Raw genomic sequence first — 22,912 nt, forward strand, 5'->3', positions numbered from 1 at the left:
CATCTCCGGCGAAGTTTCCTTAACCTCGAAACGTATAGTTGCTGATCGAGGCCGGTTTCATCTCGATGGAGAAGCCCGGCAGGGTGGGCGGCATGTAGGCGGCGTTCTCGATCAGGCAGGGGTCGAGGAAGTGTTCGTGCAGGTGATCGACATATTCGATGACGCGACCTTCCTTGGTGCCTGACACTGCAACGTAATCGATCATCGACAGATGCTGCACATATTCGCAGAGGCCGACGCCGCCGGCATGCGGCCAGACCGGCAGGTCGAACTTGGCGGCAATCAGCAGCACGGAGAGGACCTCGTTCAGCCCGCCCATGCGGCAGGAATCGATCTGCACGATGTCGATCGCGCCCTCGGCGATGAACTGCTTGAACATGATGCGGTTCTGGCACATCTCGCCGGTCGCGACCTTCACCGGAGCGATCGCCTGGCGGATCTTGCGGTGGCCGGCGACATCATCGGGGCTTGTGGGTTCCTCGATGAAGAAGGGCTTGGCGAAGGAAAGCGCCTTCACCCAGTCGATCGCCTGGCCGACGTCCCAGACCTGGTTGGCGTCGATCATCAGGTAGCGGTCGGGGCCGATCACCTCGCGGGCGATCCTGAGGCGGCGGATATCGTCTTCGAGATCGCGGCCGACCTTCATCTTGATATGGTTGAAACCGGCATCGATCGCCTCCTGGCAGAGGCGGCGCAGCTTTTCGTCGCCGTAGCCCAGCCAGCCGGCCGAGGTCGTGTAGCAGGCATAGCCTTCCTTTTCGAGGATGGCGATGCGTTCCGCCTTGCCCGCCTCGGCGCGCTTCAGGATCTCGATCGCTTCGGCGCGCGTCAGCACGTCGGTGAGATAGCGGTAATCGACGATATCGGCGATTTCTTCCGGCGACATCTCGGCGACGAGCCGCCAGACGGGCTTGCCGGCCTGTTTGGCGAGCAGATCCCAGACGGCATTGACGACCGCGCCCGTCGCCAGGTGGATGGCGCCCTTTTCCGGGCCGATCCAGCGCAGCTGGCTATCACTGGTCAGATGCCGCCAGAAGGCGCCGGGATGGGCGAGAACTTCTGTGAGGTCGGTGCCGACGACGAGGTGGCGCATCGCTTCGATCGCCATGCAGCAAATGTCGTTACCGCGGCCGATTGTGAAGGTCAGGCCGTGGCCGGCAAGATCAGGCGCATCCGTATCGAGAATGACGTAGGCCGCCGAATAATCCGGATCGGGATTCATTGCATCGGATCCATCCAGGCTTTGCGACGTGGGAAAGCGGAGATCGAAGACACGAAGGTCGGTGATGCGGGTCATGGTTGTTCCTCCCGATTGCATAGACCGATTATGGGGCCGATTATATTGGGCCGATTGCAGTGGCCGGGCCGGCCGGCAAGACTGCCGCGCCGGCCGCATCAGCTGAAATCAGATCGTCCAGCCGCCGTCGATGGCGATCGCCTGGCCCGACGTGTAGGTCGCGCCGGCGAGATAGACGGCGAGATCGGCGATCTCTTCCGGTGAGCCCAGCCGGCCCATCGGCTGGCGGGCGATGAAGGCGGCACGCGCCGCGTCGTAGTCGCCCTGCGCCCGCATGCGGTCCTGCAGCGACGGGCTTTCCACCGTGCCGGGGCAGATGGCGTTGCAGCGGATGCCCTGACCGACGTAATCGGCGGCGACGGCCTTGGTGAGCCCGATCACCGCCGCCTTGGTGACGCCATAGGCGAAGCGGTTCGGCACGCCCTTGATGCTGGAGGCGACGGAGGCCATGTTGATGATCGCTCCGTCCTTGCGCTCGATCATGCCCGGCAGCACGGCGCGGATGGTGCGGATCATCGCCTTGACGTTGAGGTCGAAGGCGAATTCGAGATCGGAATCCGTCATCTCCAGGATCGAGCCGGCATGGACGAAACCGGCGCAGTTGAACAGCACGTCGACGGCGCCGATCTCGGCGACCAGGGCCTTGACCGCATCCTCTTCGAGCACGTTCAGCTTATGGGTGGAGACGCCGGTTTCGGCGGCAAGCGTCGCCAAGGCCTCGGTGTTGATATCGGTCGCGTGGACCTTGGCGCCGATCGCGGCAAAGGCCGCCGCCGTTGCCCGGCCGATGCCCTGGCCGGCGGCGGTGATGAGAACGGTCTTGCCGGCAAGTCTGCTTGTCAAATCGGGGGTTGTCATATCACGGGCCTTTTCTGGAATGTCTACGCTGGACGATGGAGTGCGTTTCTTGTCTTGGCGAAGCTCGGTCGCGATGGAGCGCCTCGTCCATCGTCGTCCGCCATTCGCCCTCTTTGCGCGTTTCGACCGGGTTCTGGCAAGATGCGCGCGGCTCTCTGTCTTAAATGGAGGAGTTGCCACTGTTGCAAAGGCAGACCAGCGCCGGATCCTGCCGATCGGCTGCATGCGGGCGCTTGACTTCGGCGACCTTCGCCGGCTCCAGGGCCGATGACCATTTCTATGCGCTGCACGGTCTTCCTCCCTGTCTCCCGGCATGCTCTTCAGTGGTGATTTGTCTGTTTATAGACAAACAGACGATTGGCCAAGGGTCAAGCGCGAAGTTTTCCTTTTACGGCTACGGTTCTGCGTATATGCAGATCGATATTCACAGGAGGAAGCAATGGAGACCGACGAGTCCGACCGCTACCGCGCTCCTGCCCTCGACAAGGGCCTCGATATCCTGGAGCTGCTCGCCGGCGTCGACAGTGGCCTCACCCAGGCCGAAATCGCCAAGCGGCTCGACCGCAGCCCCAACGAATTTTACCGCATGCTCGATCGCTTGGTACGCCGCGGTTACGTCACCCGGCTGGATGGCGACCGCTACTCGCTGACGCTGAAGCTCTTCGGCCTTGCGCAGCTGCACGCACCGGTGCGCCGGCTCGCCTCTTACGCCACGCCGCTGATGCGCGATCTCGCGCAGCGCACGCGCCAGGCCAATCATCTTGCCGTCTTCGATCGGGGTGCTGCCGTCGTCATCGCCCAGCAGGAGGCGCCGGACTATTGGGGATTTTCGATCCGCATCGGCGCCCATATCAGTCTGTTCGACACCGGGTCTGGGCATGTGCTGCTGGCCTTCCGCAGCGAGGAGGAGCGCGAGATGATGATCTCCGAACATGTGCGCAGCCGCGCGGAGATCGAACTCGGGCCAGAATTCTACGACCGTCTCGACCAGATCCGCGAGCGCGGCTACGAGATGATGGCGAGCGCCCAGACTTCAGGCGTCTACAATCTCTCCGCTCCCGTTCTCGGGCCGGACCGCCGCTGCATCGCCGCCCTCACCTGCCCCTTCATCGCGCTCGTCAACGCGCCGTCGGCTCCCGATATCACCCAGGCGATCACGCTGGTGCAGAAGGCGGCGGCCCAGCTTTCGCTGCTTGCCGGCGCCGATGTCGTCACCTCCGCCTGAGGCCAATGAATTTCTATTTGAACAATCCATTCACCAGGGATAGTTTCGCGACACCATTCTGGGAGGAAGAGCGTGTTCATCGACACCCATCTGCATATCATCGATCGGTCGGCGCTGCCCTATCCCTGGCTCTCGGGCGCGGCTGATCTCGATCATGATTTCCTCTACGAGGCCTATGCGACCGAGGCCCGGCGCTGCGGCATCACCACGGTGCTGCATATGGAGGTCGACGTCGATCCCGCCGCGATGCAGGCCGAGACCGATCACGTCGCCAGCATCGCCAAGAAGGAAGGCAGTCTGATTGCCGGCGCCATTGTCTCCTGCCGGCCGGAAGAGCAAGGCTTTGCCGCCTATCTCGAGCGGCAAAAGGCCGATCCCTTCGTCAAGGGGTTCCGCCGCGTGCTGCATGTCGTGCCCGATGATGTTTCCGAAGGCGCCCTTTTCCGCGAAAACATCAGGCGCATCAGCGGCAGCGGCCTGACCTTCGACCTTTGCACCTTGCCGCATCAGGCGGACCGTGTGACCGCCCTCGCCGATCTAGCGCCCGACGTGCAGTTCGTGCTCGACCATTGCGGCGTGCCGGATATCCGCTCGGATGCCTTTGAGCCCTGGAAGGCCGGCATATCGGAGATTGCCCGGCGGCCGAACGTCGTCTGCAAGATCTCCGGCGTCGTCGCCTATACCGATGCGAAGACATGGACGGCGCAAACGCTGCAGCCCTATATCGAACATGTGACCGCAAGTTTCGGCTGGGACCGCGTCGTCTGGGGCAGCGACTGGCCGGTTTGCACGCTCGGTGGCGGCCTCTCTACCTGGGTTGCGGCGACCCATGCGATGCTTTTTGGCGTGAGCGAGGCGGAGCGTTCCAAGTTGCTTTTCGCTAACGCACAGCGCCTCTGGTCGCTCTGACGTCACAAAATAAAGCGACCGGTCTCCTGGGCGTGCCATTCCGGCATGTTTTTTGTACCATTCCGGGACAAAAAGCGCCCAATTTTCGGGTTTAACTCTATCTACATGCAAGCAATTGCTAGCCTTATTTATCTCGGCTAAAAGTTGTTGACACGGATATGGCGAATAACCCCTTGTCCGCTGCCTTCAGAAGGGAAATGAGATGAAAGAAGAACCGCATTCCGTCGATGTTCACGTCGGAAAGACGATCCGCATCCAGCGTCTGTTGAGGAAAGTTTCTCAAACGGAACTGGGCGATCGCGTGGGCGTAACGTTCCAGCAGATCCAGAAATACGAAAAGGGCTCCAACCGCGTTTCCGCCAGCATGCTGGTCGAAATCGCCGGCGCGCTGAAGGTCGATGTCCGGACGTTTTTCGACGACCTGTCGACGCCTGATAATGCCAACGACAACCCTGCTCCCAGCGAGGAATTCGTTATTTCGCGTGAAGGCGTGCTTCTCAATGCGGCGTTCTTTTCGATCAAGAACGAAGCGCTTCGCAAGAAGATCCTGAAGCTCGTCCAGGCGATTGCCCACACCGAACAGGTGGAGTCTGAAGCGGCTGAATAGAGTCCTTCACGCGATCCCAACGGACCGCATGAGGCATAGGCATGAGGATCAATAGCAATCGATCGGGCTCAATGGCGATCGATCAGGATTAGATTCTCGCTGGCATCCTTCATTGCGATCTTGGCTTTGCTGCCGAGCAGTTTCTCGAGATTGACGTCAAGCTCCCTGTCGGGATCGATGCCGTCCCAATCGATGACGACCTGCAGCAGCGCCATGTTCGTCAGGTGCATCAGGTTACGCAGCTGAAGCTTTTCAGCCTCATCCTTGGCTGCCGACAGCAGCCGGAAGATCCTTGCGTATTCGCTGCCGGTACCCTCGTTGTATTGATCAAACATCGTTCCCGCCTTTTTGGTCGTGGAACCCTACGATTCCAACTCTGCTGCATCTTTCTGCCGCGACCGTTATTCAAGCGTTACAGGAACCGAATTGCGCGTGACTTCGGCATGCAGAAGCTCCCAATGTGAGGTCGCGGCAAAGCGCCAGTCACGGTTGACGGGGAGGAATTTATCCCGGCGCAGCCAGTCCAGCACCAGTCGCGCGTCGTTGCGCTTACGCTCGACGCGGCTGCCGCGGATGGCGGCGAGGATATGGTCGCGGCGCGGCTTGCGGAAATGGCACTCGTCGGCCACCTTCGCATAGGTGCGCTCGGAGAAATGCAGAAACCGGCCGGCCAGCAACAGCTTCTTGCGCTCGCCGGGCGTAATCTCGCCGCTGGCGTAAAGCGCATCGATCGTCGGCTCGAAATCGACCCAGGGAACGGAAAGCGGCAGCCAGCCGAACTCCTGCGGCGCATGCACCAGCGCAACGGCCTCATCGTCGAGCAGCCGCCCGGACTCGTAATCTTCGAAGATCGAGCCGAGCCCGACCATACCGAAGGGCGCGCATTCGGCTGCCCGCAACGCCCCCATGCTGGCCCCGCCGGCAACGGCGACATCATGTTCGAGTGCGTACAATATTTCCTTGTGCCAGACCGAAGGCAGATCGCCGAAATAGCCGTCGACGAGGCCGATCGCGGTGGCGCCGTCCCGAACGGCCTTCAGGATGTCGCCGGCGGCGGCCGGCGGCCGGAAATCGATGCCAGGAGACATGGCTCTTGTCGCGGCAAGATCACGGCCAAGGCTCGGGCCGACGAACAGCACCTTCATGATTCGGCTCCTCTTATGGTGTTGACCGCGCGCATGCCGAGCTGAATGTATTGGCCTGAGATATCGACCTCCAGTCCCGGCACGATCACTCTGACGACGGAGATCGGCAGGGCCGGGTGCGAAAACGGCACGACGACGATCTGCTCGATCCCGGTCGCCGTCAGCCGGTCGGCAATATGGCCGATGGTGTCCTGGATCGTCGCCGGGCGGCGATGGCGGGCCTGGAACGAGCGCATCCGGCCATCGCCCTCGCAGAGTTCGACCACCTGCTGCATCGCCGCACTCCGGTCGAGCCGCTGATAGATGCGCGGCGAGAAATCGTCGCGGCTGCCGGCGATCGCGGTCAGCCGGCTCTGCGCCGCTTCGGTGATGGCACGCAGCGCGGCGCGCACGGGATCGGGGTGGCAGCCGCAGCCACCGCAGACATGCGACCAGCGCGCGTCGACACGGTCGGAAAGATTGCCTGGCATGATGACAGCCAGAAAGGCGGGAACGCCGATATCCGTCGTCATGTCGAGCAGCAGCAGTTTCATGCCGGCGCGCGTGATCCGGTCGGTCATGACGTCGATGACCGCATCGCCGAAGGAGGCGGGGTCGATGCGGCTCTCCTTCAGCCGCTCCGGCGATTTCAGCTGGGTCAAGGCCCAGGCGTCGCGTTCTACCAGCTCGCAAAGCCCATGCAGGACCGCCTCGGACGGCGTGTTGCCGGAGGCAAGCCCATCGCTCGACTGCTCGAAGCCCGCCGGCCTCTCGCCGCGATGGTCGAGTCCGACGAGCCACCAGGGCACGAAGACGCTGCTGCCGGAAAGGATGTCGAGCCCCGTGCACCAGGGAATAGGACTGCTGCCGATCTCGTCGGGCGCGCAGCGTGCGACATTGTCGAGATCGATCATCGCCGCATGCTCCGCCCGCATGCTGTCGACCGTCGCCTGCGTCAGGTCGGCGGGGGCAATTTCGGCGATCCGCGTCTCGACCGCTTCCATCGCCGCCGAGGTCATGGCGGCATCATTGTCGATACCCTTGCCCTGAAACACCGAGAGCGTATGGCTGTTCGGCCTCGTTGCGAAGGCGACGGGGATGTTCAGGACGTCGAGTGCGGTCAGCAGACCGACGCGTGTGATGCCGAATTCGCGCAGATGCGGCCTGATGGCCGCGAGGGTCTGAGCCGGCGTGACCGCGCGGTCATGATAATCGCTGACACCGGCCGATGATCGTTTAAGGTCACCGGCAAGCGTTTCAAGGTCGGTGAAAGCGGACATACCGATCTGTTCCTTAGCGGAACCTCAGCGCATGCGTCAGGCTCTCGAGCGCATTGGCGGAAACGTTGAGTTCGTCCTGCTTCAGGACTGCCCTGGCGGCAGCAGAAAAGCGCAGCGACTGTGTCTGAGCTGCGGTGGTTTCAGCATTCGTCTTCATGTTCCATCTCCGATTGGTTGGGCAGCGCCTTGCTGCCGTTAACCATCGGAAAGAAACATTGCCTCCGTCATTTAAGCGTTACAGGCTTTGTTAAAAGGCCATGCAATCAGGGAAGACCAGCAAGTTGCAGGCCCTTTATCAGCGGTTCCGTATAGGCGGGATCGCGATCGGGGACGAAATGACGGATGTCCTCGCTGCGGAAATCGGGGAAGTTTTCCAGCACCACCCTGGCGTAACTCCTGGCTTTGCCCGTATCGCCTGCCATGGCATGCGAGGCGGCGAGCAGACGGGCTGTTGCCTGCTTCGCCTTCACCGGCTCCAGCGCCTCGATCGCCATTTCATATTCTTCGCGCATGAAGTGGATGCCGCCGAGGTTCCAGTAATAATAGTCCGGCGGCAGCGGGTTGAGTTTGAAGGCCGCGCGGCTTAGTTCCAGCGCTCGATCGAAATCGCCATCATGGGAAAGCGCATCGGCGAAATCGGCGAGGATGTCTGCGTCGTTAGGATTGAGATCCTGAGCCTGCTGGAAATATTCCAGGCTTTCGTCGAAGCGGCGGCGATAAAGCGCCACGAAGCCGAGCTCGCGATAGGCCCGGCCGCTGTTCGGGTCGGACTGCTGCGCCTGCCGGGCAGCACCGTTCGCCTCGTCGAGCAGTTCCTTGTCCCGCATGCCGCGGATCAGCCATTCCATGCCGAGCGCGCGCGACATGCCGGCATGAGCGGCGGAGAAATGTTCATAACGATTGAGCGAGGATTTGAACCATTTGCGCGCCTGGCGCAGATGCTGCAGATCGGTCTGGGCAATCAGCCGCTTGCCTTCCAGGTAGAGACGGTAGGCGGACGGCGGCGCCTCGCCGATCGGTATCGCCAGTTCGTGACGCTCGATCGTGTCGGCGAGCGAGGAGACGATCCGCCGCGTCAGATGCGCGAAGGATTCGCTGATCTTCTGCATGACCAGCGGCAGTTCGATGGCCCAGATCACTTCCGAGGTCGTCGTCCGCGTCAGCCGGCAGGTCGCAAAGACATCCTCGTCGCGGCCCTGGATGGTGACGTAGACCGCATAGTCGAAGCTGAGGTCGAGCGGACCGGGCACGGCACGAGACGGATCGATCGAACGGCTGAGGATCTCCAGGCTCGTATGCGCCGCGATCACCTTGAAGCCGCGCTGCTGGCTAAGGCCGATGGTGACGTCTTCGAGAAGGGCCCTGCCGACGCGCTCCATCAGCGGATCTGTGAAAATGCTCTCCGGCGGCAGGATGATGATACGCGGCTGACCAAGCGGACCGACGGAAAGGTTAAGCGCCGACTGAGGATGTCCCGACGTCGCCTGTGCTGCCGGCACCAAGTTAAGTTCGCGGGCAAGAGCGGTGGTGCTTTCTTCCGGCTCGGTGTCGAAGTCGTCTTTCAGCTGGCTCTTGCACTTCAGATAGGCCTGACGCGCGGCTGCCGGATCGTTCATCCTGACATAGGTGCGCATCAAAGCGCGATAGGCCGTCTCGCTGGCAGGGTCGAGTTCCAGCAGGCGCCTGGCAAGCGTGACCTGCTCTTCATCCGATCTGTCTTCTGATGTCTCGACCAGCCGGGTGAGATGGGCGGAGCGCAACTCGTCGACCCGCTGGCGCTCAAAGGTCAGCCAGTCCTCGGCGCCCTGCGTCGGCGATTTGACGCCTTCGAGCAATTCGCCGTTCAGCAGGTCGCCGTCGTCGGGTGCGAGCGGCCCTTTCTGTTTCAGGATATGAACGTCGACCTCCCAGCCATCGGCAAGGCCGATATGGGTTCGGGTCGCGGCAAGCAGCGGTGGAAGGCCGGCGGGAATGCTCTGTTCGATGCGCGCCAGCAGCTGGCGCAGGCTGCCCGCGCGCTTTTCCGGCAGTTCCGATTGCCAGAGCTGCCGCCTGACGGTTTCGCGGTCGAGTTCGAAATTGGGTTCGGCGGCGAGCATGGCGAGGAGAAAATAAGACTTCTCCGGCAAGGGGAGTTCCTTCCCCGCCGCCAGCAATCTCGGTCTTCCGAGCAGGCACAGCCTGTTCGTCAGCATCTGCCGGATGTCCGTCGCATCTCGGTTCTCACCCCTGAAAGCCAAGGCGCACAAGCGCACCGGCCAGTCCAAACTATGTTAGAGCCATTAGAGGCCGGCGCATAGCGGTTTTGCTTCAAAAAGCAGAAGTTTCATCGAATATTTGCATATTCGCGTGTCACTCGCGCAGGGGATGCTTGATCAACACTGTCATCAGGATACGGTTTGCGTTACCTGACGGCAGGTTATTGAGCTATTGACGGTCCGTATTACGGGCTGTTCTCGACCAAATTGCAGCCACCGTGTAGTCCGAGCGCTTTGATGTGCTCGATCGAACGTCGGGCGAAGCGGCGCCAATCGGCCGGATTGTCATGCCCGGTGACGATATGCTCAGCCTTTGTCTCGCGGGAAAGTGGTACAAGCATCGTAAACTTAACGATCTCACAGCGAGTCCACCCTTCGTTAAGTTGATGTGATGGATGGCGCCCTCCGACGGCATCGAGTGTGCCAAGATAGGTTGTTGCAAAACCTTTGAGGGGAGCCATCCACCATGGAAGAGATTACGACGATTGGTGTTGATATCGCAAAAAATGTTTTCCAGCTTCACGGCATTAACGCTGAAGGACAGGTCGTTCTGCGCAAGGCCCTGAGACGCGGACAGATGCAACCATTCTTCGAGGCGCTTTCCCCTTGCCTGATTGGCATGGAAGCCTGCGCGACAGCGCATCACTGGGCGCGAACGCTGATAGCATCTGGCCATGATGTCCGGCTAATCCCGCCGAACTACATCAAGCCGTACCTTCGCCGACAGAAGAACGATGCAGCCGATGCTGCAGCCATCTGCGAGGCCGTCACGCGGCCGTCGATGCGGTTCGTTCCGGTCAAGACCGAGGACCAGCAAGCAACGTTGATGTTGCACAGCGCACGCGAGCTGCTGATCTCGCAACGGACTGCGCTTATCAATGCCTTGCGTGGTCACTTTGCCGAGCTTGGCATTGTGGCCCCACAGGGCGCTCGCAATGTCCGGCAGTTGATCGCCATTCTGGAAGATGAACGATACAGCCCACAAGCTGTTCGCACTGCTCTGGCGCCTTTGGCGACAGTGTTGATAGAGATCGAGGGGCAGATCACAAAGCTCGACAAGGCGCTCCTTGCCGCCCATCGCAACAACGATGTCAGTATCCGGCTTGCGACCGTTCCCGGAATTGGCCCCGTCATCGCAACTTGCCTTTCGGCCAGCGTCTCAGAGCCAAAGCTGTTCGAGGGCGGTCGTGAGTTTGCCGCCTGGCTCGGTCTCGTTCCCAGGCAACATTCGACCGGTGGCAAACCAAGGCTGGGTTCCATTTCCAAAATGGGCAACCGGCACCTGCGTAAACTCCTCGTGGTCGGGGCGTACGCAGCCCTCTACAGGATGAAGAAGGGGACGGCTGATACGCCTCTGGCGAACTGGGCGCGTGGCTTGTTGTCGAAGAAGCCCTTCAAGCTTGTTGCAGTCGCGCTCGCCAACAAGATTGCCCGCATTGCCTGGGCGATTATGGCGAGGAACGTGAACTTCCAGTCGGAGCACGTTTCGAGATGCTCCGATCTGATTCCGGCTTAAGCGAAAGGGCCTTCACGGTCATTGCTCTACGGGGTAAACCAGTTGGCGGAGTGACGATGGTATGATGTGACAGCGAAAGCGGAATGGACCGCACGAACTGAAGAACCCGTGGCATCGTATAGCGCCCCAAAGCGCGGTAAGTTGATAGGGATCGGTTCAAGCGGACAACATCAGGGCCAGCGGTCATCACGCGCCGCATAAATAGGCCGGAGACATGACTGCACCCGACCCGCAAAGCTCAAACATCGGCCAAAATCACATTGCCAAACGGGCGCCATCCAGACATGACGATGCCCATCAAAGCGATCCTGTCGGCCAGTACATCAAGCTCTACTTCTTCCTGTTCAGAAAGATCCAGGCACCAAAAGCGGCCCCAGCACCGGGAGATCTGGTATCGGCGGTCATATAGCGGACTTCGGGACTGAACAGACAAGGGGACCGGCGGGCTTTGCCAGTCCCTTTTTTTGTTCCCTAGAGAGCGGCTCACGCGGTCTGGAAATCTGTGAGCATGCTGTAGGAGGGCAATGTCCTTTTGGCGAAGATCCCCTTGCGGAGGAGGACGCGGTCGGAGTGCGGACGGGCGATAACCTGGTCGAGGCTCCAGGCTTCCAGGATCATCAGGTCTGCCGGACGACCGACGCCGATCGTACCGGCGTCGATGCCCATGATGCCAGCGGGTGCCGGGCCGGCAAGAGCGGGCGCATCCCCGTAGGGGTGGTCGAGATGCAGGATGCGCACCGCTTGCCGCCAGGTGTCCAGCATGTCGTGATCGCCATAGGCAAAGAACGGATCGCGGCAATTGTCGCCGGCCGCGGCGACCGGAATGCCAGCCGCCTGCAATTCCTGTACGGGCGTGACCCCGCGCCAGCGCGGCGTGCGGCCGTTTTCGCGATCCTGGAGATACATGTTGACGGTTGGCAGCGTGATGATCGAGAGGCCGGCATCGGCGATCAGCGCGATCGTGTCGCGCAATTCTTGCTCGCCCAGAAGCGCAAGCGAACAGCAGTGGCCGCACGTCACGCGCCCCTCGTAACCGTGGCGGATGGCGGCACGCGCCACATGCGGCAGGGCATCGGCCTGTGCCGCCTCGTCGACATGTAGGTCGACATCCAGTTCCCGTTCCTTCGCCAGCGCAAACAACCGGTCGAGCAGCAGGTCGATGTCGTCGAGGCCTGACCCATGTGTGCCCCCGGAGGCGCGGGTGACGCCGCCGAGCAAGCCGCCGTGGACGGCAACGATATCGGCAAGGCGGGTGCCATAGTCGTCGCGATAGGCATCGAGCGGCACGAGGCCGGCAGCCTGCAAGGTGATGCAGCCTTTCCAACGTTCGCGCGTTTCGGCAAACGCGCTCCAGGTGATTTCCGCCTGCCCCTCGTGACTGTCGAGATGGGTGCGGATAGCGGCCACGCCATGGGCGTCAGCCGTTGCAAGAGCGAATTCCATCCGCCGCAGGAGGTCGTCGGCATTCCAGTGGGCAAGCCGGTCCGCCGTCGTCGCGGCGCGCGCGCCGGGATGCGTGCCGCCAGAATCGGGCGCACGTCCCATGGTGTGGCCCTTGTCGAGATGGGCGTGCGCGTCGATCAGAAGCGGCCAGACATGGCGGCCGTCGAGCGCGACTGCATCTTCGCCACCATCGGCAAGGGCCGGCGTTATCGCAGCGATCCTGCCGTTCTCGACCAGAATATCGACGAGGGCGCAACCGTCCCGGTCCACCTCTCCGCCACCAGGCACGTCATCTGCAAGCAGCGCGACCGGGACGCGCGCCTTCGCAAGACGAATGCGCTCCTGTCTCGCCAGACGAGCGGCAAGGGTGGGAAACAGGGAAAGATCGTTCATGGTGGGTCTCTATCGGATGGGTTGCCGAGCGGTCAGCTCTCGTCGAACGAGGCGAGCAGACGCTCCTGCGCGAATTGCATGAAATGGCTGCCGGCGGGTGAAAGCGAGCCGCGGGCGCGGTGGAGGATGTTGAGCCGTTGCAGCGAGTCGGTTCCCGTCAGCGGAATGAAGACCAGGTCGCCGGTCGCCATCTCGCGGTCGACATCGAGCCGGTTGAGGAAGGTTACGTGAGGCGTTGTCCGGGCAAGGCGCTTCATCAGTTCCATCGAATTGGTCTCGACGACGGGAACAAGGGTGGCACGCGCCGGGGCAGTCGCCTCGACGACCTCGCGCAGCGACAGCGATCGATCCGCCAGAACCAGCGGATAGAGCAGGCAATCGGACATGCGCACGGTCTTGCGGTTTGCGAGGGGATGGGCGGGCGCGACGACGGCTCCCAGCGCATGGCGGAATTCGGCGGCACGTTGCAGCCGGGTATCGTCCGGCAGGTTGTAGGCAATGGCGAGATCGGCCTGGCCGAGCGCAACCATCTCCGCAACAGTCGTCCGGTCGCCGACCATGATCCGCAGGCTGACCTGCGGATGTTTTTCTCGGTAGGCGGCAACGATCTCGGCAACCCGGCCCGCAGCGAGCGTTGCCATGGTCGCCAGCACCACCTCGCCGCGATTGAGCCCCTTGAGGGACTGGATCTGCGCCCGCATCCGCTGATGCGCCTGCAGTGTCTCGCGAATGTGCTGGATGAGGATCTCGCCGGAACTCGTCAATTTCAGGCCGCGCGGCAGGCGCTCGAAAATGGGTGCCTGCAGCTCTTCCTCAAGCTCCAGGATATAGCGGTTCACCGCAGAGGCGGCGACATGCAATGTCTTTGCCGCCTTGCGGATAGAGCCCTGTCGGGCCACCTCGTCGATATAACGCAGCGCGCGTCCATGAAGCATGATGGGTCCGTTGCCTGACGGGAGTCGGATTGACTGTTCCACGATGTCACCGCAACGGACCATCTTCAACGTTACTTCTTGGCGAAATTGGCGTTGATGCGCCGGGTCAGGTATTCGCCGGCGGTGATCGCCTCGTATTTGCCGAGCGGACCCTGCATGACGGCATCGCGGTTTGCCTGGCAGAAGAAGGGCAGTGACAGTCGGCGGCCCATGTACTCATTCTCGCGCGGCATGCGCACCCGGTGCAGCGTCGACTGCAGCTGGTCGTCCGACCAGCGCATCAGCATGTCGCCAATGTTGCAGGTGATGTAGCCCTTGCGCGGCGGAACATCCGTCCATTCCTTCAGGGCTGCATCCTTGCCCGGGCACACCTGGAGCCCGCCTTCGCCCTCCTTCTGGTGAAGGATGGTCAAGCAATCGAAGTCCGAATGCGCGCCGGCACGCCACGACGAGAAGTCTTCCGGCTTGGCGCCTTCCATCGACATGTAATGGATGAGGCGCAGCGTCGATTGATACTGGTCCGAAGACGGGTCATGCGCCTTGGTGAAGAAATCCTCGGCAAAGCCCATCTTCAGCGCAAAGCAGGAGAGGATGCGCATGCCGAGCTCCCAGTTCTGTCGCTCGAAGCGGAGCATCTTTTCCCGGAAGCCCGGAAGATCGTCTTCGCTCGGCCACAGGTTGAGGCGGATCATGTCCGGCCGGGTGAGCTGGAAGCTCTCCTTGTTATCCGGAGTACCGGTGGAGGGGCGGACCTGCGCCTTGAATTCCCAGCCGGCATTGATGCCCTTCGGCATTGGGGTTTTCGCCTTAACCTCCGCCGGCAGTGCGAAAAATGTCCAGGCCGTTTCGAAGGCAGCGTCGATATCGTCCTGGGCGATACCGTGATTGTAGACCTGGAAGAAACCGATATCGACCGAGGCCTGCCAGAGTGCATCAGCGATCTCGTGCTTGCGGTTGTCGAAGTCAGAAAGGTCGATGACGGGGATTTCCCGGTCAACGGTCGTGCCCATGCCGCCGATAGTCGCTTCCTTGGCGAGTTCCGCGAGGGTGTCTGTCTGGATATTCATATCATTCTCCTTACGTGAATGCCGGCGAACCGGCGGTTGAGGAGCAATGTCCGGGCAAGGCCCGACTGCTTCTACTCCGGATGGGTTCAGCCGTTTTTCGGCAGGCTCCAGGGAAAGAGGAGCTTCTGCGTCAGGACCACGGCCTGAAACAGCAAGAGCGACATGGCGGCGAGCACCAGCAAGCCGGCCCAGGCCTGTGGCAGCTTGAACAGGGAGGTCGACAGCTGGATGAAATAGCCGACGCCGGCTTCGGATGCGCAGAACTCCGCAACCACGGCGCCGATGACGGCAAGCGTGATCGAGATTTTCAGCGCCGAGAAGATGTAGGGCACTGCAAACGGCAGACGTATCTGGGTGATCTCGCGGAAGCCCGAGGCGCGCAGGCTTCGCGACAGCTCGATCAGCTCCGGCGGGGTTGCCGCAAGGCCCGTTGCGGTGGAGACGACGAGCGGAAAGAAGGTGATGAGACAGGTGATAACGATGCGTGGCGCATCGCCCGCCCCGAGCACGACGATGATGATCGGCGCAATTGCCACCACCGGCGTCGACTGCACTACGACGAGCAGCGGATAGAGCGTTCGCGACAGGAATGGCGATCGCATCATGACCACCGCGAGTGGAATGGCGATCACGATGGACATCGCATAACCGATCAGCGCCACCCGCAACGTCGCGGCGATGTGACCCATCCAGCGCTCGAAGCCGATGGAGGAGAACGAGCCGAGGATCGCGCTTGGCGGCGGCAGCAGATAGGTCGGGATCGACAGGAGCCGCGCCGCCGCTTCCCATAGCAGCGCCGTGCCGATCAGGGCCGCGGCGGTCGTGATGCCCGGCAACGCCAGTAGCTGCTTTAGGAACGCGACCGGCGTACGGCTCTGCATGGCCTCACGCCGCGTGACGGGTGAGGAGGAGATCGCGGAGGTAATCGGAGAGGTCATGGATCGCCTTGTCCTTTGCAGTTTCAGGGCCGCGTGGCCGGCCGACGGGAACGGTGACTTCAGTCAGGATCGAGCCCGGACGTCCGGTCATCACCAAAACGCGGTCGGACAGAAGCGCCGCCTCGCTGACGGAGTGGGTGATGAAGACCACGGTCTTGGGACGTTCGGAGAAGATGCGCAGCAGATCGAAGCCCATCACCTCGCGCGTCAGGGCATCCAGCGCCGAGAAGGGTTCGTCCATCAGCAGGATATCCGGGTCCATCAGCAGCGCGCGGGCGATGCCGACACGCTGCTGCATGCCGCCGGACAGTTCGTCCGGCAGGCGTTTCTCGAAGCCGGCAAGCCCGACCATGCTCAGCAATTCACCCGCCCGCCCGCGCTCCTCTGCCGTTACCCGGCCGGTCTTGTGGCGGGCGGGAAACACGACATTGTCTTCGACAGTCGCCCAGGGAAGCAGCGTCGGCTTCTGGAAGACGATCCCGATGTCGTCACGCGGGGCCGTCACCGGCAGAGCGAAGACGTCTACCGAGCCGGAGGTCGGCTTCAACAGGCCGGCGATCATGCGCAGCAGGGTCGATTTCCCGCAGCCCGAAGGGCCGAGGATCGAGACAAACTCATGCCGGGCCACATCGAAACTGACGTCGCGCAGCGCTTCCGTGCGCCCGGACCGGGTTTCGAAAACCTGTCCAAGCCTGTCGAAGCGGATAGCGGGCATCGCCATGGCGGTTACTCCGTGACGGCGAAGGTGCGGTTGACCGTGGTTTCCGGATCGAGCTTGGCCGGATCGATGTCCTGCGCTTCAGAGACACGGCGCCAGGTTTCGGCGAGGCGGGCGGTTTCGAAGGCACCGAGGCCGTCCTTCTCCGTCACCTCGTTGAAGATCAACGGCAGCGTGTCCTTGAGCGAGCCCTGGACATCTTCCGAGCCGAGTTCCGGTACGATGGCGGTGACAGCAGCGGCAGCCTTCTGCGGATTCTCCTTGGCGAACTCGACGGATTTCTTGTAGGCGGCGATAAAGCGGGCGGCGACCTGCGGACGCTTGGCGAGGAAATCGTCGCTGGCGATGAGAGATGCGGAATAAAGCTCGAGCCCGGCTGCCGACCATGGCAGGGCAACGATCTCCTTGCCAGCTTCCTTGCCCTGGTTGCTGTAGCGCGTCAGGTCGGTCATCCAGGCGATGATGCCATCGGCATTGCCGGTCATCAGCATCGGGCCGAGTGCGCCGGGATCGGCCTTGATGAGCTTGATATCCGCCATGTCGATGCCGGCATCCTTGAGCACCAGCGGCAGGTAGACATTCGAGGATGTGAAGGGCGACGTCGCGATCGTCTTGCCCTTGACGTCAGCGACGCTTGCGATCGAACCGCCCTTGGCGACGTAGAAGGCATGCGGCCCCTTGTTGAACAGCGACATGACGGCGGTCACCTTCACGCCTTCATTGGCGCGGGCGGCCATCAGGGCGCCGATATCGGAAACACCGATGTCGGAGGACGCGGCGGCAAGGCGCGAGATGGCGTCGGTCGAGCCGCGACCGGAGGCGATCTCCACCTCAAGGCCGGCATCCGAACAGAAACCTTCCTGGATGCAGACGTAGATCGGCGCCTTGTCGCCACCCGGCAGCCAATCGAGCTGAAAGATCACCTTGTCGGCGGCGGAGGTGGCGCCGGCAGAAAGGGTTGCGGCAAGTGCATAGAAGGCAAGCTTGGTGCGGGACATGGGTCGACCTTTCGCAATGAGTGTTCGGTTTTTAAGGACGGATAGTGATTGGCGACGCGCTCCGGATCGAAGCCATCCGCGACGAGCCTGGCAATTGCGCAATCGCGTTTTTCAGAACGCTTGCTGCTCAGGCATGCAAAGCAACGATGCGCGCGAAGGTGATCAACTCCAGTGTCGATCTCTGCGGATTTCGGGGCGAGATCACTGGCTTTTCCCTGCATTAGGACATCTCCTCGACAGATTTACCCGTCGAGCAATGTCCAGAACCGAGGCTCAGACCGCTTCTACTCGCAGGTCTTTTGTCTCATGAATTTCCGGCGTTCTGCAAGATTTTAAACGCTTCAATTCGTGTGCTGAAAAAACAGGCGAAATTGACAGCATTGAGGTTGAGGTGGGCCGGCCCGTCATCGATGTGATTGAAATAAAAGGATAAATTCCTCTGCAGCCGAGCGGGCCGGCGGCTGAAGAAATGAGCGTTCTAATATTTAGAGCGCTTAGCTCGTAATTTTCTTGTCGCACCTTTAGCTTTAGCGCTTCAAATCACAGCGTCATCCAGCGCTTCGTCTCTCTCCATGATCCGATCGCCAACCTCTTCCACATCCCCAGACACGTGTGGGCGCAAATCGCTCGGGCAAGAACCGTCGAGGCGCGGCCAGCCTAGAATTGCCTTGCGATCGTTAAGTTTACGATGCCGGGCCACCGCCTGCTCCAGCATGGCGAATTCGACGGCGGCCACGGACGTTATGCCTATTACGACACGGTGCCCGATCTCGGCGTGATGATCGAACTGCTGGAATTCGACAGCGACAAGGAAGTCCAGCCGAAGCCGGCCTGAGGGATCACAGCGCCTGTGCAATCCGTTTCGGGCTAACCTCCGTCGCGGCCGCGGCTTCGACGAAATCGAGCCCGATATCCAGTACCGGCGCGCTGTGCGTCAACCAGCCGACGGAAATGAGGTCGACACCGGAAGCGGCGATTGCGGCGGCCGTCATCGGCGTGACGCGGCCGGATGCCTCGGTGATGGCCCGGCCGGCGACGATGGCGACGGCCTCGCGCAGCTGATCCGGCGTCATATTGTCGAGCAACACGGCGTCGACGCCGGTCTCCATCGCTTCACACAGCTGATCGAGGGTGTCCACTTCGACTTCGATCTTCACCATATGGCCGACGCCTGCCCGCGCCCGGCGGATCGCCTCCGTCACCCCACCGGCGATGGCCACGTGATTATCCTTGATCAGCACCGCGTCATAAAGCGCGAAACGGTGGTTCATGCCGCCGCCGGCCCGCACGGCATATTTCTCCAGCGACCTGAGGCCCGGCGTCGTCTTGCGCGTGCAGGCAACGGACGCCCTGGTGCCGCGAATGGCGGCGGCAATCTGAGCCGTCACAGTCGCAATACCTGAGAGATGGCCGAGGAAATTCAGCGCGGTGCGCTCGGCGCTCAGCAAGCCACGCGACGGACCTTCGATGGTGGCGATCACGTCGCCGGGCTTGACCGCATCGCCATCCTGGAGATGGCGGCGCATGACGATCTCTGGATCGACGAGAGCGAAAGCGAGTTCGGCGGCATCGAGACCGGCGATCACGCCCGGCTGACGCGCAGCCATCACCACCGTCGAACGATGATCCCTAGGGATGACGGCGGCCGAGGTTATGTCGCCGGCAAGACCGAGATCTTCGAGAAGGGCTGCCCGCACCAGCGGCTCGACGATCAGGCGCGGAAGGGGAACAAGGCTCATCTCAGGCACTCCTTGCAAGGGCATAGGGCGGTGTCGCGCGGGCGATCTCCAGAACGTCGGAAAGGCACATCCGGCGCCGGTTGGCGTTGGCGAGCTTCAGCGGAAAATCGGTGCGGGCATGGGCGCCGCGCGATTCCATCCGCAGGCTGGCAAAGACGGCGATCAGCAGCGCGACGATGGCCGGATCGGCGGCCGGGCCGTTGCCTTCTGCAAGCGGCAGCAGGGCGGCGATCGCCCCCTGAATGGCGCCGGCATTGCGCAGCACGCCGAGAGGACGCGAGACGTTCGGCCGGACGAGCGATGCATCGGCAGCCGCCGGCAGTCTCTCGGCGAAGATGGCGCTGATGGCACCTACGGGCACGCCTGATATGTCGCGCGCCGCCCGCATGCCCATGACAGCCGCCTCCAGCAGCGAATTGCTGGCAAGCCGGTTTGCGCCGTGCAGACCGGTCGCGGCCGCCTCACCGGCGACCCAGAGACCGGGAACCGAGCTGCGGCCATTTGCATCCGTGGCGACGCCGCCCATGTGATAGTGAACGGCCGGGCGCACAGGAATGAGGTCTTTCGCCGGATCGATGCCGGCCTCGCCGCAAAGGGCGGAGATGACAGGAAAACGAGCGGCAAAGCGGCTGCCGAGAGCCGCGCGGGCGTCGAGAAAGACTCGGCCGCCGCGGGCGATTTCGGCGCTGATCGCCCGCGCCACCACGTCGCGCGGCGCAAGCTCTGCGCCGAATATGCGGGCCATGAAGCGTTCGCCGCGCTCGTTGACGAGCAAGGCCCCCTCCCCGCGCACCGCCTCGCTGATGAGCGCCAGCGGCCGGCGGCGTGAATCGAGTGCGGTCGGATGGAACTGGACGAATTCCATATCGGCGAGCGCGGCACCCGCCCTTGCCGCGAGCGCGATCCCCTGGCCGAAATTGCCCATCGGATTGGTGGTCGCGTCGTAAAGCCCGCCGATGCCGCCGGTGGCGAGCACCACCTTCGAGGTCGGCAGAATGGCCGCGCCATTCGCGGTCGCGCAGAGCAGGCCGGCGACCCGCTCGCCGTCCATCAGAATCCGCCGCGCCTCGAAACCTTCGAGCACTGATATAGCTGGCGTTTCCATCACTGCTTTGATCAGCGCGGCGATGATCGCAGCACCCGAGCCGTCGCCTTCGGCATGGACGATACGGCGGCGATTATGGGCCGCCTCCAGTCCGAGCGAGAGTTCGCCCGCGGCATTCCGGTCGAAACGGACGCCGGCTTGCTCCAGCGCCGCGATCGCCGCCGGGGCCTCGGCGATGATGCCGGCGGCGACCAGCGGATCGCAAAGCCCGTCGCCGGCCGCAAGCGTATCGGCAAGATGCAGCGCCGCGCTATCGTCGGCGCCCATGCTAGCGGCGATGCCGCCCTGCGCCCAGGCGCTCGATGTCTCCGCGCCAAGGGCCGCGCGGGTGACGATCACGGAGGGTTCAGGCGCCAGTGTCAGCGCGGTCATCAACCCCGCAAGCCCGCTGCCGACGATCACCGTGCGCCCAGTGAGATGCTCGAGAATCTCGGTCATATCGCCAGCATCCTCTCGACGGCGCGGCGCGCGGCCACCGCAATTGCCGGATCGACGGTGACCTCGTGGCGATTTTCCTCGAGTGCCGCGCGGATATTGGCCAGCGTGATGCGCTTCATATGCGGGCAGAGATTGCAGGGGCGAATGAACTCGACATCGGGATGGTGCACGGCGACATTGTCGCTCATCGAGCATTCGGTGAGCAGCACGACGCGTGCCGGCTTCTGCCTGCCGACATAGTCCGACATGACAGCGGTGGAGCCGGCGAAATCGGCTTCCGCCACCACTTCGGGCGGGCATTCCGGATGGGCGAGTACCGTCACGCCCGGATGGTTTTCGCGCAGCTGGCGCACATCCTCGGCGGTGAAGAGTTCGTGCACCTCGCAATGGCCATGCCAGGCGATGATCTCGACGCCAGTCTCGCGGGCGACGTTGCGCGCCAGATATTCGTCCGGGATCATCAGCACCTTCGGCACGCCGAGCGATTCCACCACCTGCTTGGCATTGCCCGAGGTGCAGCAGATGTCGGAGGCAGCCTTCACTGCGGCCGAGGTGTTGACATAGGTGACGATGGGCACGCCGGGATGGGCCTGGCGCAGCAGGGCGATATCCTCGGGCGTGATCGAATCCGCCAGCGAACAGCCGGCGCCGAGATCCGGGATCAATACTGTTTTCTCAGGGTTCAGCAGCTTGGCGGTCTCGGCCATGAAATGCACGCCGGCAAGCACGATGACATCGGCGTCGACCTCGATCGCCTTGCGGGCGAGCGCCAGGCTGTCGCCGACGATATCGGCCACGCCGTGGAAGATCTCCGGTGTCTGATAGTTGTGCGCGAGAATGACGGCGTTGCGGCGGCGCTTGAGTTCGAGGATCGCGTCGACGTCATTTTCGAACGTCATCCATTCGGCTTTGGGAATGACGCGGCTGACGCGCTCGTAGAGCGAGGATGCGGAAACAGGATAATTCATGACCGGCTCCTAATTATGCTCTGTTTGAGCATATCATGAGCAAAGAGATATTCTCACCGTGAGCATATGTCAATTGCGAGAGAGCGGTAATTTCGTTCCTGCCAGCGCGCGTTCTTCGAGAACGGTATGGCGAAAGCGGAAAAGCTTGGCCGGGCGGCCGCCGGTTTCGCTTTCGGTTCCGCCGGTTTCCTCGACCAGTTCCTGCTGTTCGATGAGGCGGCGGAAGTTCTGCTTGTGCAGCGTCAGTCCCGCCAAAGCTTCGATGGTGCGCTGCAGCCTCAGCAGCGTAAAACTCTCCGGCATCAGCTCGAAGACGACGGGGCGGTATTTGATCTTGGCGCGCAGCCGGGCGATGCCGGTGGCGAGAATTCGGCGGTGATCGGCAAACATCGCGCGGCCGAGATTGGCCTCCGCCCCGCATCCGGCTTCCGAGACGAGCCCCGCCTCGTAAAGCAGTTCGTAGCGCTGCAGGGCCAGATCCTCGTTCCAGCCGCCGCCGTCGAGGCCGAAAGTGAAATCTGCCCGGCGATGGCGATGGTCGCGTCTTGCCGGATCGGCATCGGCCCAGCTCCTCAGACGCGCCATGATCTCGTCAAGCACGGCTGGCCGGCCCTGCCGGTGGTCTTCCCAGGGGAAATATTCGTACCAGCCGTGCCATCCCGGCCGGCCGGCGCCGGATTGCTCGTTGACGAGGCCGAGATAGCTGATCGAGATCGTCCGCCCGCCTGGGATGTCGTTGTTCCGGTCGCGGTCGGCGAAGGTATAGAGCTGTTCGAGATAGCCGACGGGATGTTCCGTCTGCTCCTGCACCCATTCGCGCAGGCCAGATTGCAGGGTGCGATGACCCATTTCGAAGGGGCCCGACGGCAGCGCATTGCCGGAACGGATGGTCATCACGCGCGGTTCGTCCCCCGTCACCGCGACGAGCACCGCAATCAATTCCGCATGCGCAAAGCCGATCGTCACAGGGGACCGAATACTCCGTTCCGAATGAATCGAACGGATAATTCCTGACACAGGCCGGGACGGAAGCCAATGGAGAGGAAGCGCCTTTGCAGCGCTTCCCACATCATCGAGGCAATAGAACGCGTTTGCC

General features: G+C 62.4%; 22 protein-coding genes and 2 pseudogenes. 7 read left to right on the forward strand and 17 right to left on the reverse strand.

Annotation, left to right across the window (positions count from 1 at the left end; translation table 11 throughout):
* Positions 1-19: 19 nt before the first annotated feature.
* Together RL_RS32775 and RL_RS32780 are read right to left on the reverse strand one after the other, a co-directional pair.
* Positions 20-1,297: an L-fuconate dehydratase gene (locus RL_RS32775; protein WP_011655321.1), complete on the reverse strand. Its 1,278-nt coding sequence runs from the start codon at positions 1,295-1,297 to the stop codon at positions 20-22.
* 108 nt (positions 1,298-1,405) lie between these two features.
* Positions 1,406-2,140: an SDR family oxidoreductase gene (locus tag RL_RS32780; RefSeq protein WP_026160307.1), complete on the reverse strand. Its 735-nt coding sequence runs from the start codon at positions 2,138-2,140 to the stop codon at positions 1,406-1,408.
* A 454-nt stretch (positions 2,141-2,594) separates the two neighbouring features.
* Here RL_RS32780 and RL_RS32785 point away from each other — a divergent pair, with 454 nt between their 5' ends.
* The 3 genes from RL_RS32785 (at position 2,595) to RL_RS32795 (ending at position 4,896) form a co-directional block, all read left to right on the forward strand.
* Positions 2,595-3,380, forward strand: coding sequence for an IclR family transcriptional regulator (locus RL_RS32785; protein ID WP_011655323.1), 786 nt, complete (start codon positions 2,595-2,597; stop codon positions 3,378-3,380).
* 72 nt (positions 3,381-3,452) lie between these two features.
* Complete coding sequence (locus RL_RS32790) at positions 3,453-4,289, forward strand: amidohydrolase family protein (RefSeq protein WP_011655324.1); 837 nt, start codon at positions 3,453-3,455, stop codon at positions 4,287-4,289.
* Positions 4,290-4,491: 202 nt separating this feature from the next.
* A complete protein-coding gene (locus tag RL_RS32795; protein ID WP_011655325.1) occupies positions 4,492-4,896 on the forward strand; it encodes a helix-turn-helix domain-containing protein in 405 nt (134 codons plus the stop codon).
* Positions 4,897-4,964: 68 nt separating this feature from the next.
* Here the strand turns inward: RL_RS32795 and RL_RS32800 are convergent, their stop codons facing one another.
* The 5 genes from RL_RS32800 to RL_RS32815 all read right to left on the reverse strand — a co-directional run bounded on the left by RL_RS32800 (position 4,965) and on the right by RL_RS32815 (position 9,555).
* Entirely contained in the window at positions 4,965-5,231 is a 267-nt protein-coding gene (locus RL_RS32800) for a hypothetical protein (RefSeq protein WP_011655326.1), read from the reverse strand.
* A 66-nt stretch (positions 5,232-5,297) separates the two neighbouring features.
* Complete coding sequence (locus RL_RS32805; protein WP_011655327.1) at positions 5,298-6,041, reverse strand: TfuA-like protein; 744 nt, start codon at positions 6,039-6,041, stop codon at positions 5,298-5,300.
* Positions 6,038-7,300, reverse strand: a complete 1,263-nt coding sequence (locus RL_RS32810; RefSeq protein WP_011655328.1) for a YcaO-like family protein — start codon at positions 7,298-7,300, stop codon at positions 6,038-6,040. Before RL_RS32810 ends, RL_RS32805 begins: the two co-directional genes overlap by 4 nt.
* Positions 7,301-7,313: 13 nt before the next feature.
* Positions 7,314-7,457 (reverse strand): hypothetical protein, encoded by a 144-nt coding sequence (locus RL_RS40325; RefSeq protein WP_165422440.1) that lies wholly within the window; start codon positions 7,455-7,457, stop codon positions 7,314-7,316.
* Between the two features lie 106 nt (positions 7,458-7,563).
* Positions 7,564-9,555 (reverse strand): BTAD domain-containing putative transcriptional regulator, encoded by a 1,992-nt coding sequence (locus RL_RS32815; protein WP_011655329.1) that lies wholly within the window; start codon positions 9,553-9,555, stop codon positions 7,564-7,566.
* A 469-nt stretch (positions 9,556-10,024) separates the two neighbouring features.
* On the opposite strand from RL_RS32815, the gene RL_RS32820 reads away from it, so the two are divergent.
* Together RL_RS32820 and RL_RS39795 are read left to right on the forward strand one after the other, a co-directional pair.
* Positions 10,025-11,074, forward strand: a complete 1,050-nt coding sequence (locus tag RL_RS32820; protein WP_011655330.1) for an IS110-like element ISRle1 family transposase — start codon at positions 10,025-10,027, stop codon at positions 11,072-11,074.
* Between the two features lie 214 nt (positions 11,075-11,288).
* A complete protein-coding gene (locus RL_RS39795; protein ID WP_011655331.1) occupies positions 11,289-11,483 on the forward strand; it encodes a hypothetical protein in 195 nt (64 codons plus the stop codon).
* A gap of 74 nt (positions 11,484-11,557) precedes the next feature.
* Here RL_RS39795 and RL_RS32825 read toward each other — a convergent pair whose 3' ends face one another.
* The 6 genes from RL_RS32825 to RL_RS32850 form a co-directional block, all read right to left on the reverse strand.
* Positions 11,558-12,910 carry a cytosine deaminase gene (locus RL_RS32825; RefSeq protein ID WP_011655332.1) on the reverse strand — a complete coding sequence of 451 codons (1,353 nt, stop codon included), beginning with the start codon at positions 12,908-12,910 and terminating at the stop codon, positions 11,558-11,560.
* 32 nt (positions 12,911-12,942) lie between these two features.
* Positions 12,943-13,914, reverse strand: a complete 972-nt coding sequence (locus RL_RS32830) for a LysR family transcriptional regulator (protein WP_086935625.1) — start codon at positions 13,912-13,914, stop codon at positions 12,943-12,945.
* A 2-nt stretch (positions 13,915-13,916) separates the two neighbouring features.
* On the reverse strand, positions 13,917-14,912 hold the full coding sequence (locus RL_RS32835) for an isopenicillin N synthase family dioxygenase (protein WP_011655334.1): 996 nt from the start codon (positions 14,910-14,912) through the stop codon (positions 13,917-13,919).
* An 86-nt stretch (positions 14,913-14,998) separates the two neighbouring features.
* Positions 14,999-15,793, reverse strand: a complete 795-nt coding sequence (locus RL_RS32840) for an ABC transporter permease (RefSeq protein WP_011655335.1) — start codon at positions 15,791-15,793, stop codon at positions 14,999-15,001.
* Between the two features lie 4 nt (positions 15,794-15,797).
* Positions 15,798-16,571, reverse strand: coding sequence for an ABC transporter ATP-binding protein (locus RL_RS32845; RefSeq protein WP_011655336.1), 774 nt, complete (start codon positions 16,569-16,571; stop codon positions 15,798-15,800).
* A 5-nt stretch (positions 16,572-16,576) separates the two neighbouring features.
* The gene (locus RL_RS32850) at positions 16,577-17,566 is read right to left on the reverse strand and encodes an ABC transporter substrate-binding protein (protein ID WP_011655337.1); all 990 of its coding nucleotides are present in this window, start codon (positions 17,564-17,566) and stop codon (positions 16,577-16,579) included.
* A 525-nt stretch (positions 17,567-18,091) separates the two neighbouring features.
* On the opposite strand from RL_RS32850, the pseudogene RL_RS40920 reads away from it, so the two are divergent.
* A pseudogene (locus RL_RS40920) lies at positions 18,092-18,176 on the forward strand (IS6 family transposase); the annotation flags it as partial.
* An 84-nt stretch (positions 18,177-18,260) separates the two neighbouring features.
* Positions 18,261-18,401 (forward strand): annotated as a pseudogene (locus RL_RS38735) (lactoylglutathione lyase); the annotation flags it as partial.
* A gap of 4 nt (positions 18,402-18,405) precedes the next feature.
* On the opposite strand, the gene nadC reads toward RL_RS38735, so the two are convergent.
* From nadC to RL_RS32875, 4 genes are all read right to left on the reverse strand, one after another.
* Positions 18,406-19,329 carry a carboxylating nicotinate-nucleotide diphosphorylase gene (nadC, locus tag RL_RS32860; RefSeq protein ID WP_173364461.1) on the reverse strand — a complete coding sequence of 308 codons (924 nt, stop codon included), beginning with the start codon at positions 19,327-19,329 and terminating at the stop codon, positions 18,406-18,408.
* Complete coding sequence (locus RL_RS32865; protein ID WP_011655340.1) at positions 19,307-20,848, reverse strand: L-aspartate oxidase; 1,542 nt, start codon at positions 20,846-20,848, stop codon at positions 19,307-19,309. Before RL_RS32865 ends, nadC begins: the two co-directional genes overlap by 23 nt.
* Positions 20,845-21,816 carry a quinolinate synthase NadA gene (gene nadA, locus RL_RS32870; protein WP_011655341.1) on the reverse strand — a complete coding sequence of 324 codons (972 nt, stop codon included), beginning with the start codon at positions 21,814-21,816 and terminating at the stop codon, positions 20,845-20,847. The genes RL_RS32865 and nadA overlap by 4 nt, the downstream gene beginning before the upstream one ends.
* Positions 21,817-21,885: 69 nt before the next feature.
* Positions 21,886-22,884, reverse strand: coding sequence for an NUDIX hydrolase (locus tag RL_RS32875; protein ID WP_011655342.1), 999 nt, complete (start codon positions 22,882-22,884; stop codon positions 21,886-21,888).
* Positions 22,885-22,912 lie beyond the last annotated feature (28 nt).

The sequence above is a fragment of the Rhizobium johnstonii 3841 genome (assembly GCF_000009265.1).
GTDB classification, from domain to species: domain Bacteria; phylum Pseudomonadota; class Alphaproteobacteria; order Rhizobiales; family Rhizobiaceae; genus Rhizobium; species Rhizobium acaciae.

Excerpts from the sequence above, each read along its gene's own strand:
- RL_RS32775 (WP_011655321.1), bottom strand. The coding sequence starts at position 1,297 with ATGACCCGCATCACCGACCTTCGTGTCTTCGATCTCCGCTTTCCCACG.
- RL_RS32785 (WP_011655323.1), top strand. The coding sequence starts at position 2,595 with ATGGAGACCGACGAGTCCGACCGCTACCGCGCTCCTGCCCTCGACAAG.
- RL_RS32795 (WP_011655325.1), top strand. The coding sequence starts at position 4,492 with ATGAAAGAAGAACCGCATTCCGTCGATGTTCACGTCGGAAAGACGATC.
- RL_RS32800 (WP_011655326.1), bottom strand. The coding sequence starts at position 5,231 with ATGTTTGATCAATACAACGAGGGTACCGGCAGCGAATACGCAAGGATC.
- RL_RS32805 (WP_011655327.1), bottom strand. The coding sequence starts at position 6,041 with ATGAAGGTGCTGTTCGTCGGCCCGAGCCTTGGCCGTGATCTTGCCGCG.
- RL_RS32810 (WP_011655328.1), bottom strand. The coding sequence starts at position 7,300 with ATGTCCGCTTTCACCGACCTTGAAACGCTTGCCGGTGACCTTAAACGA.
- RL_RS40325 (WP_165422440.1), bottom strand. The coding sequence starts at position 7,457 with ATGAAGACGAATGCTGAAACCACCGCAGCTCAGACACAGTCGCTGCGC.
- RL_RS32820 (WP_011655330.1), top strand. The coding sequence starts at position 10,025 with ATGGAAGAGATTACGACGATTGGTGTTGATATCGCAAAAAATGTTTTC.
- RL_RS39795 (WP_011655331.1), top strand. The coding sequence starts at position 11,289 with ATGACTGCACCCGACCCGCAAAGCTCAAACATCGGCCAAAATCACATT.
- RL_RS32825 (WP_011655332.1), bottom strand. The coding sequence starts at position 12,910 with ATGAACGATCTTTCCCTGTTTCCCACCCTTGCCGCTCGTCTGGCGAGA.
- RL_RS32835 (WP_011655334.1), bottom strand. The coding sequence starts at position 14,912 with ATGAATATCCAGACAGACACCCTCGCGGAACTCGCCAAGGAAGCGACT.
- RL_RS32840 (WP_011655335.1), bottom strand. The coding sequence starts at position 15,793 with ATGCAGAGCCGTACGCCGGTCGCGTTCCTAAAGCAGCTACTGGCGTTG.
- RL_RS32845 (WP_011655336.1), bottom strand. The coding sequence starts at position 16,571 with ATGGCGATGCCCGCTATCCGCTTCGACAGGCTTGGACAGGTTTTCGAA.
- RL_RS32850 (WP_011655337.1), bottom strand. The coding sequence starts at position 17,566 with ATGTCCCGCACCAAGCTTGCCTTCTATGCACTTGCCGCAACCCTTTCT.
- nadC (WP_173364461.1), bottom strand. The coding sequence starts at position 19,329 with ATGCCCTTGCAAGGAGTGCCTGAGATGAGCCTTGTTCCCCTTCCGCGC.
- RL_RS32865 (WP_011655340.1), bottom strand. The coding sequence starts at position 20,848 with ATGACCGAGATTCTCGAGCATCTCACTGGGCGCACGGTGATCGTCGGC.
- nadA (WP_011655341.1), bottom strand. The coding sequence starts at position 21,816 with ATGAATTATCCTGTTTCCGCATCCTCGCTCTACGAGCGCGTCAGCCGC.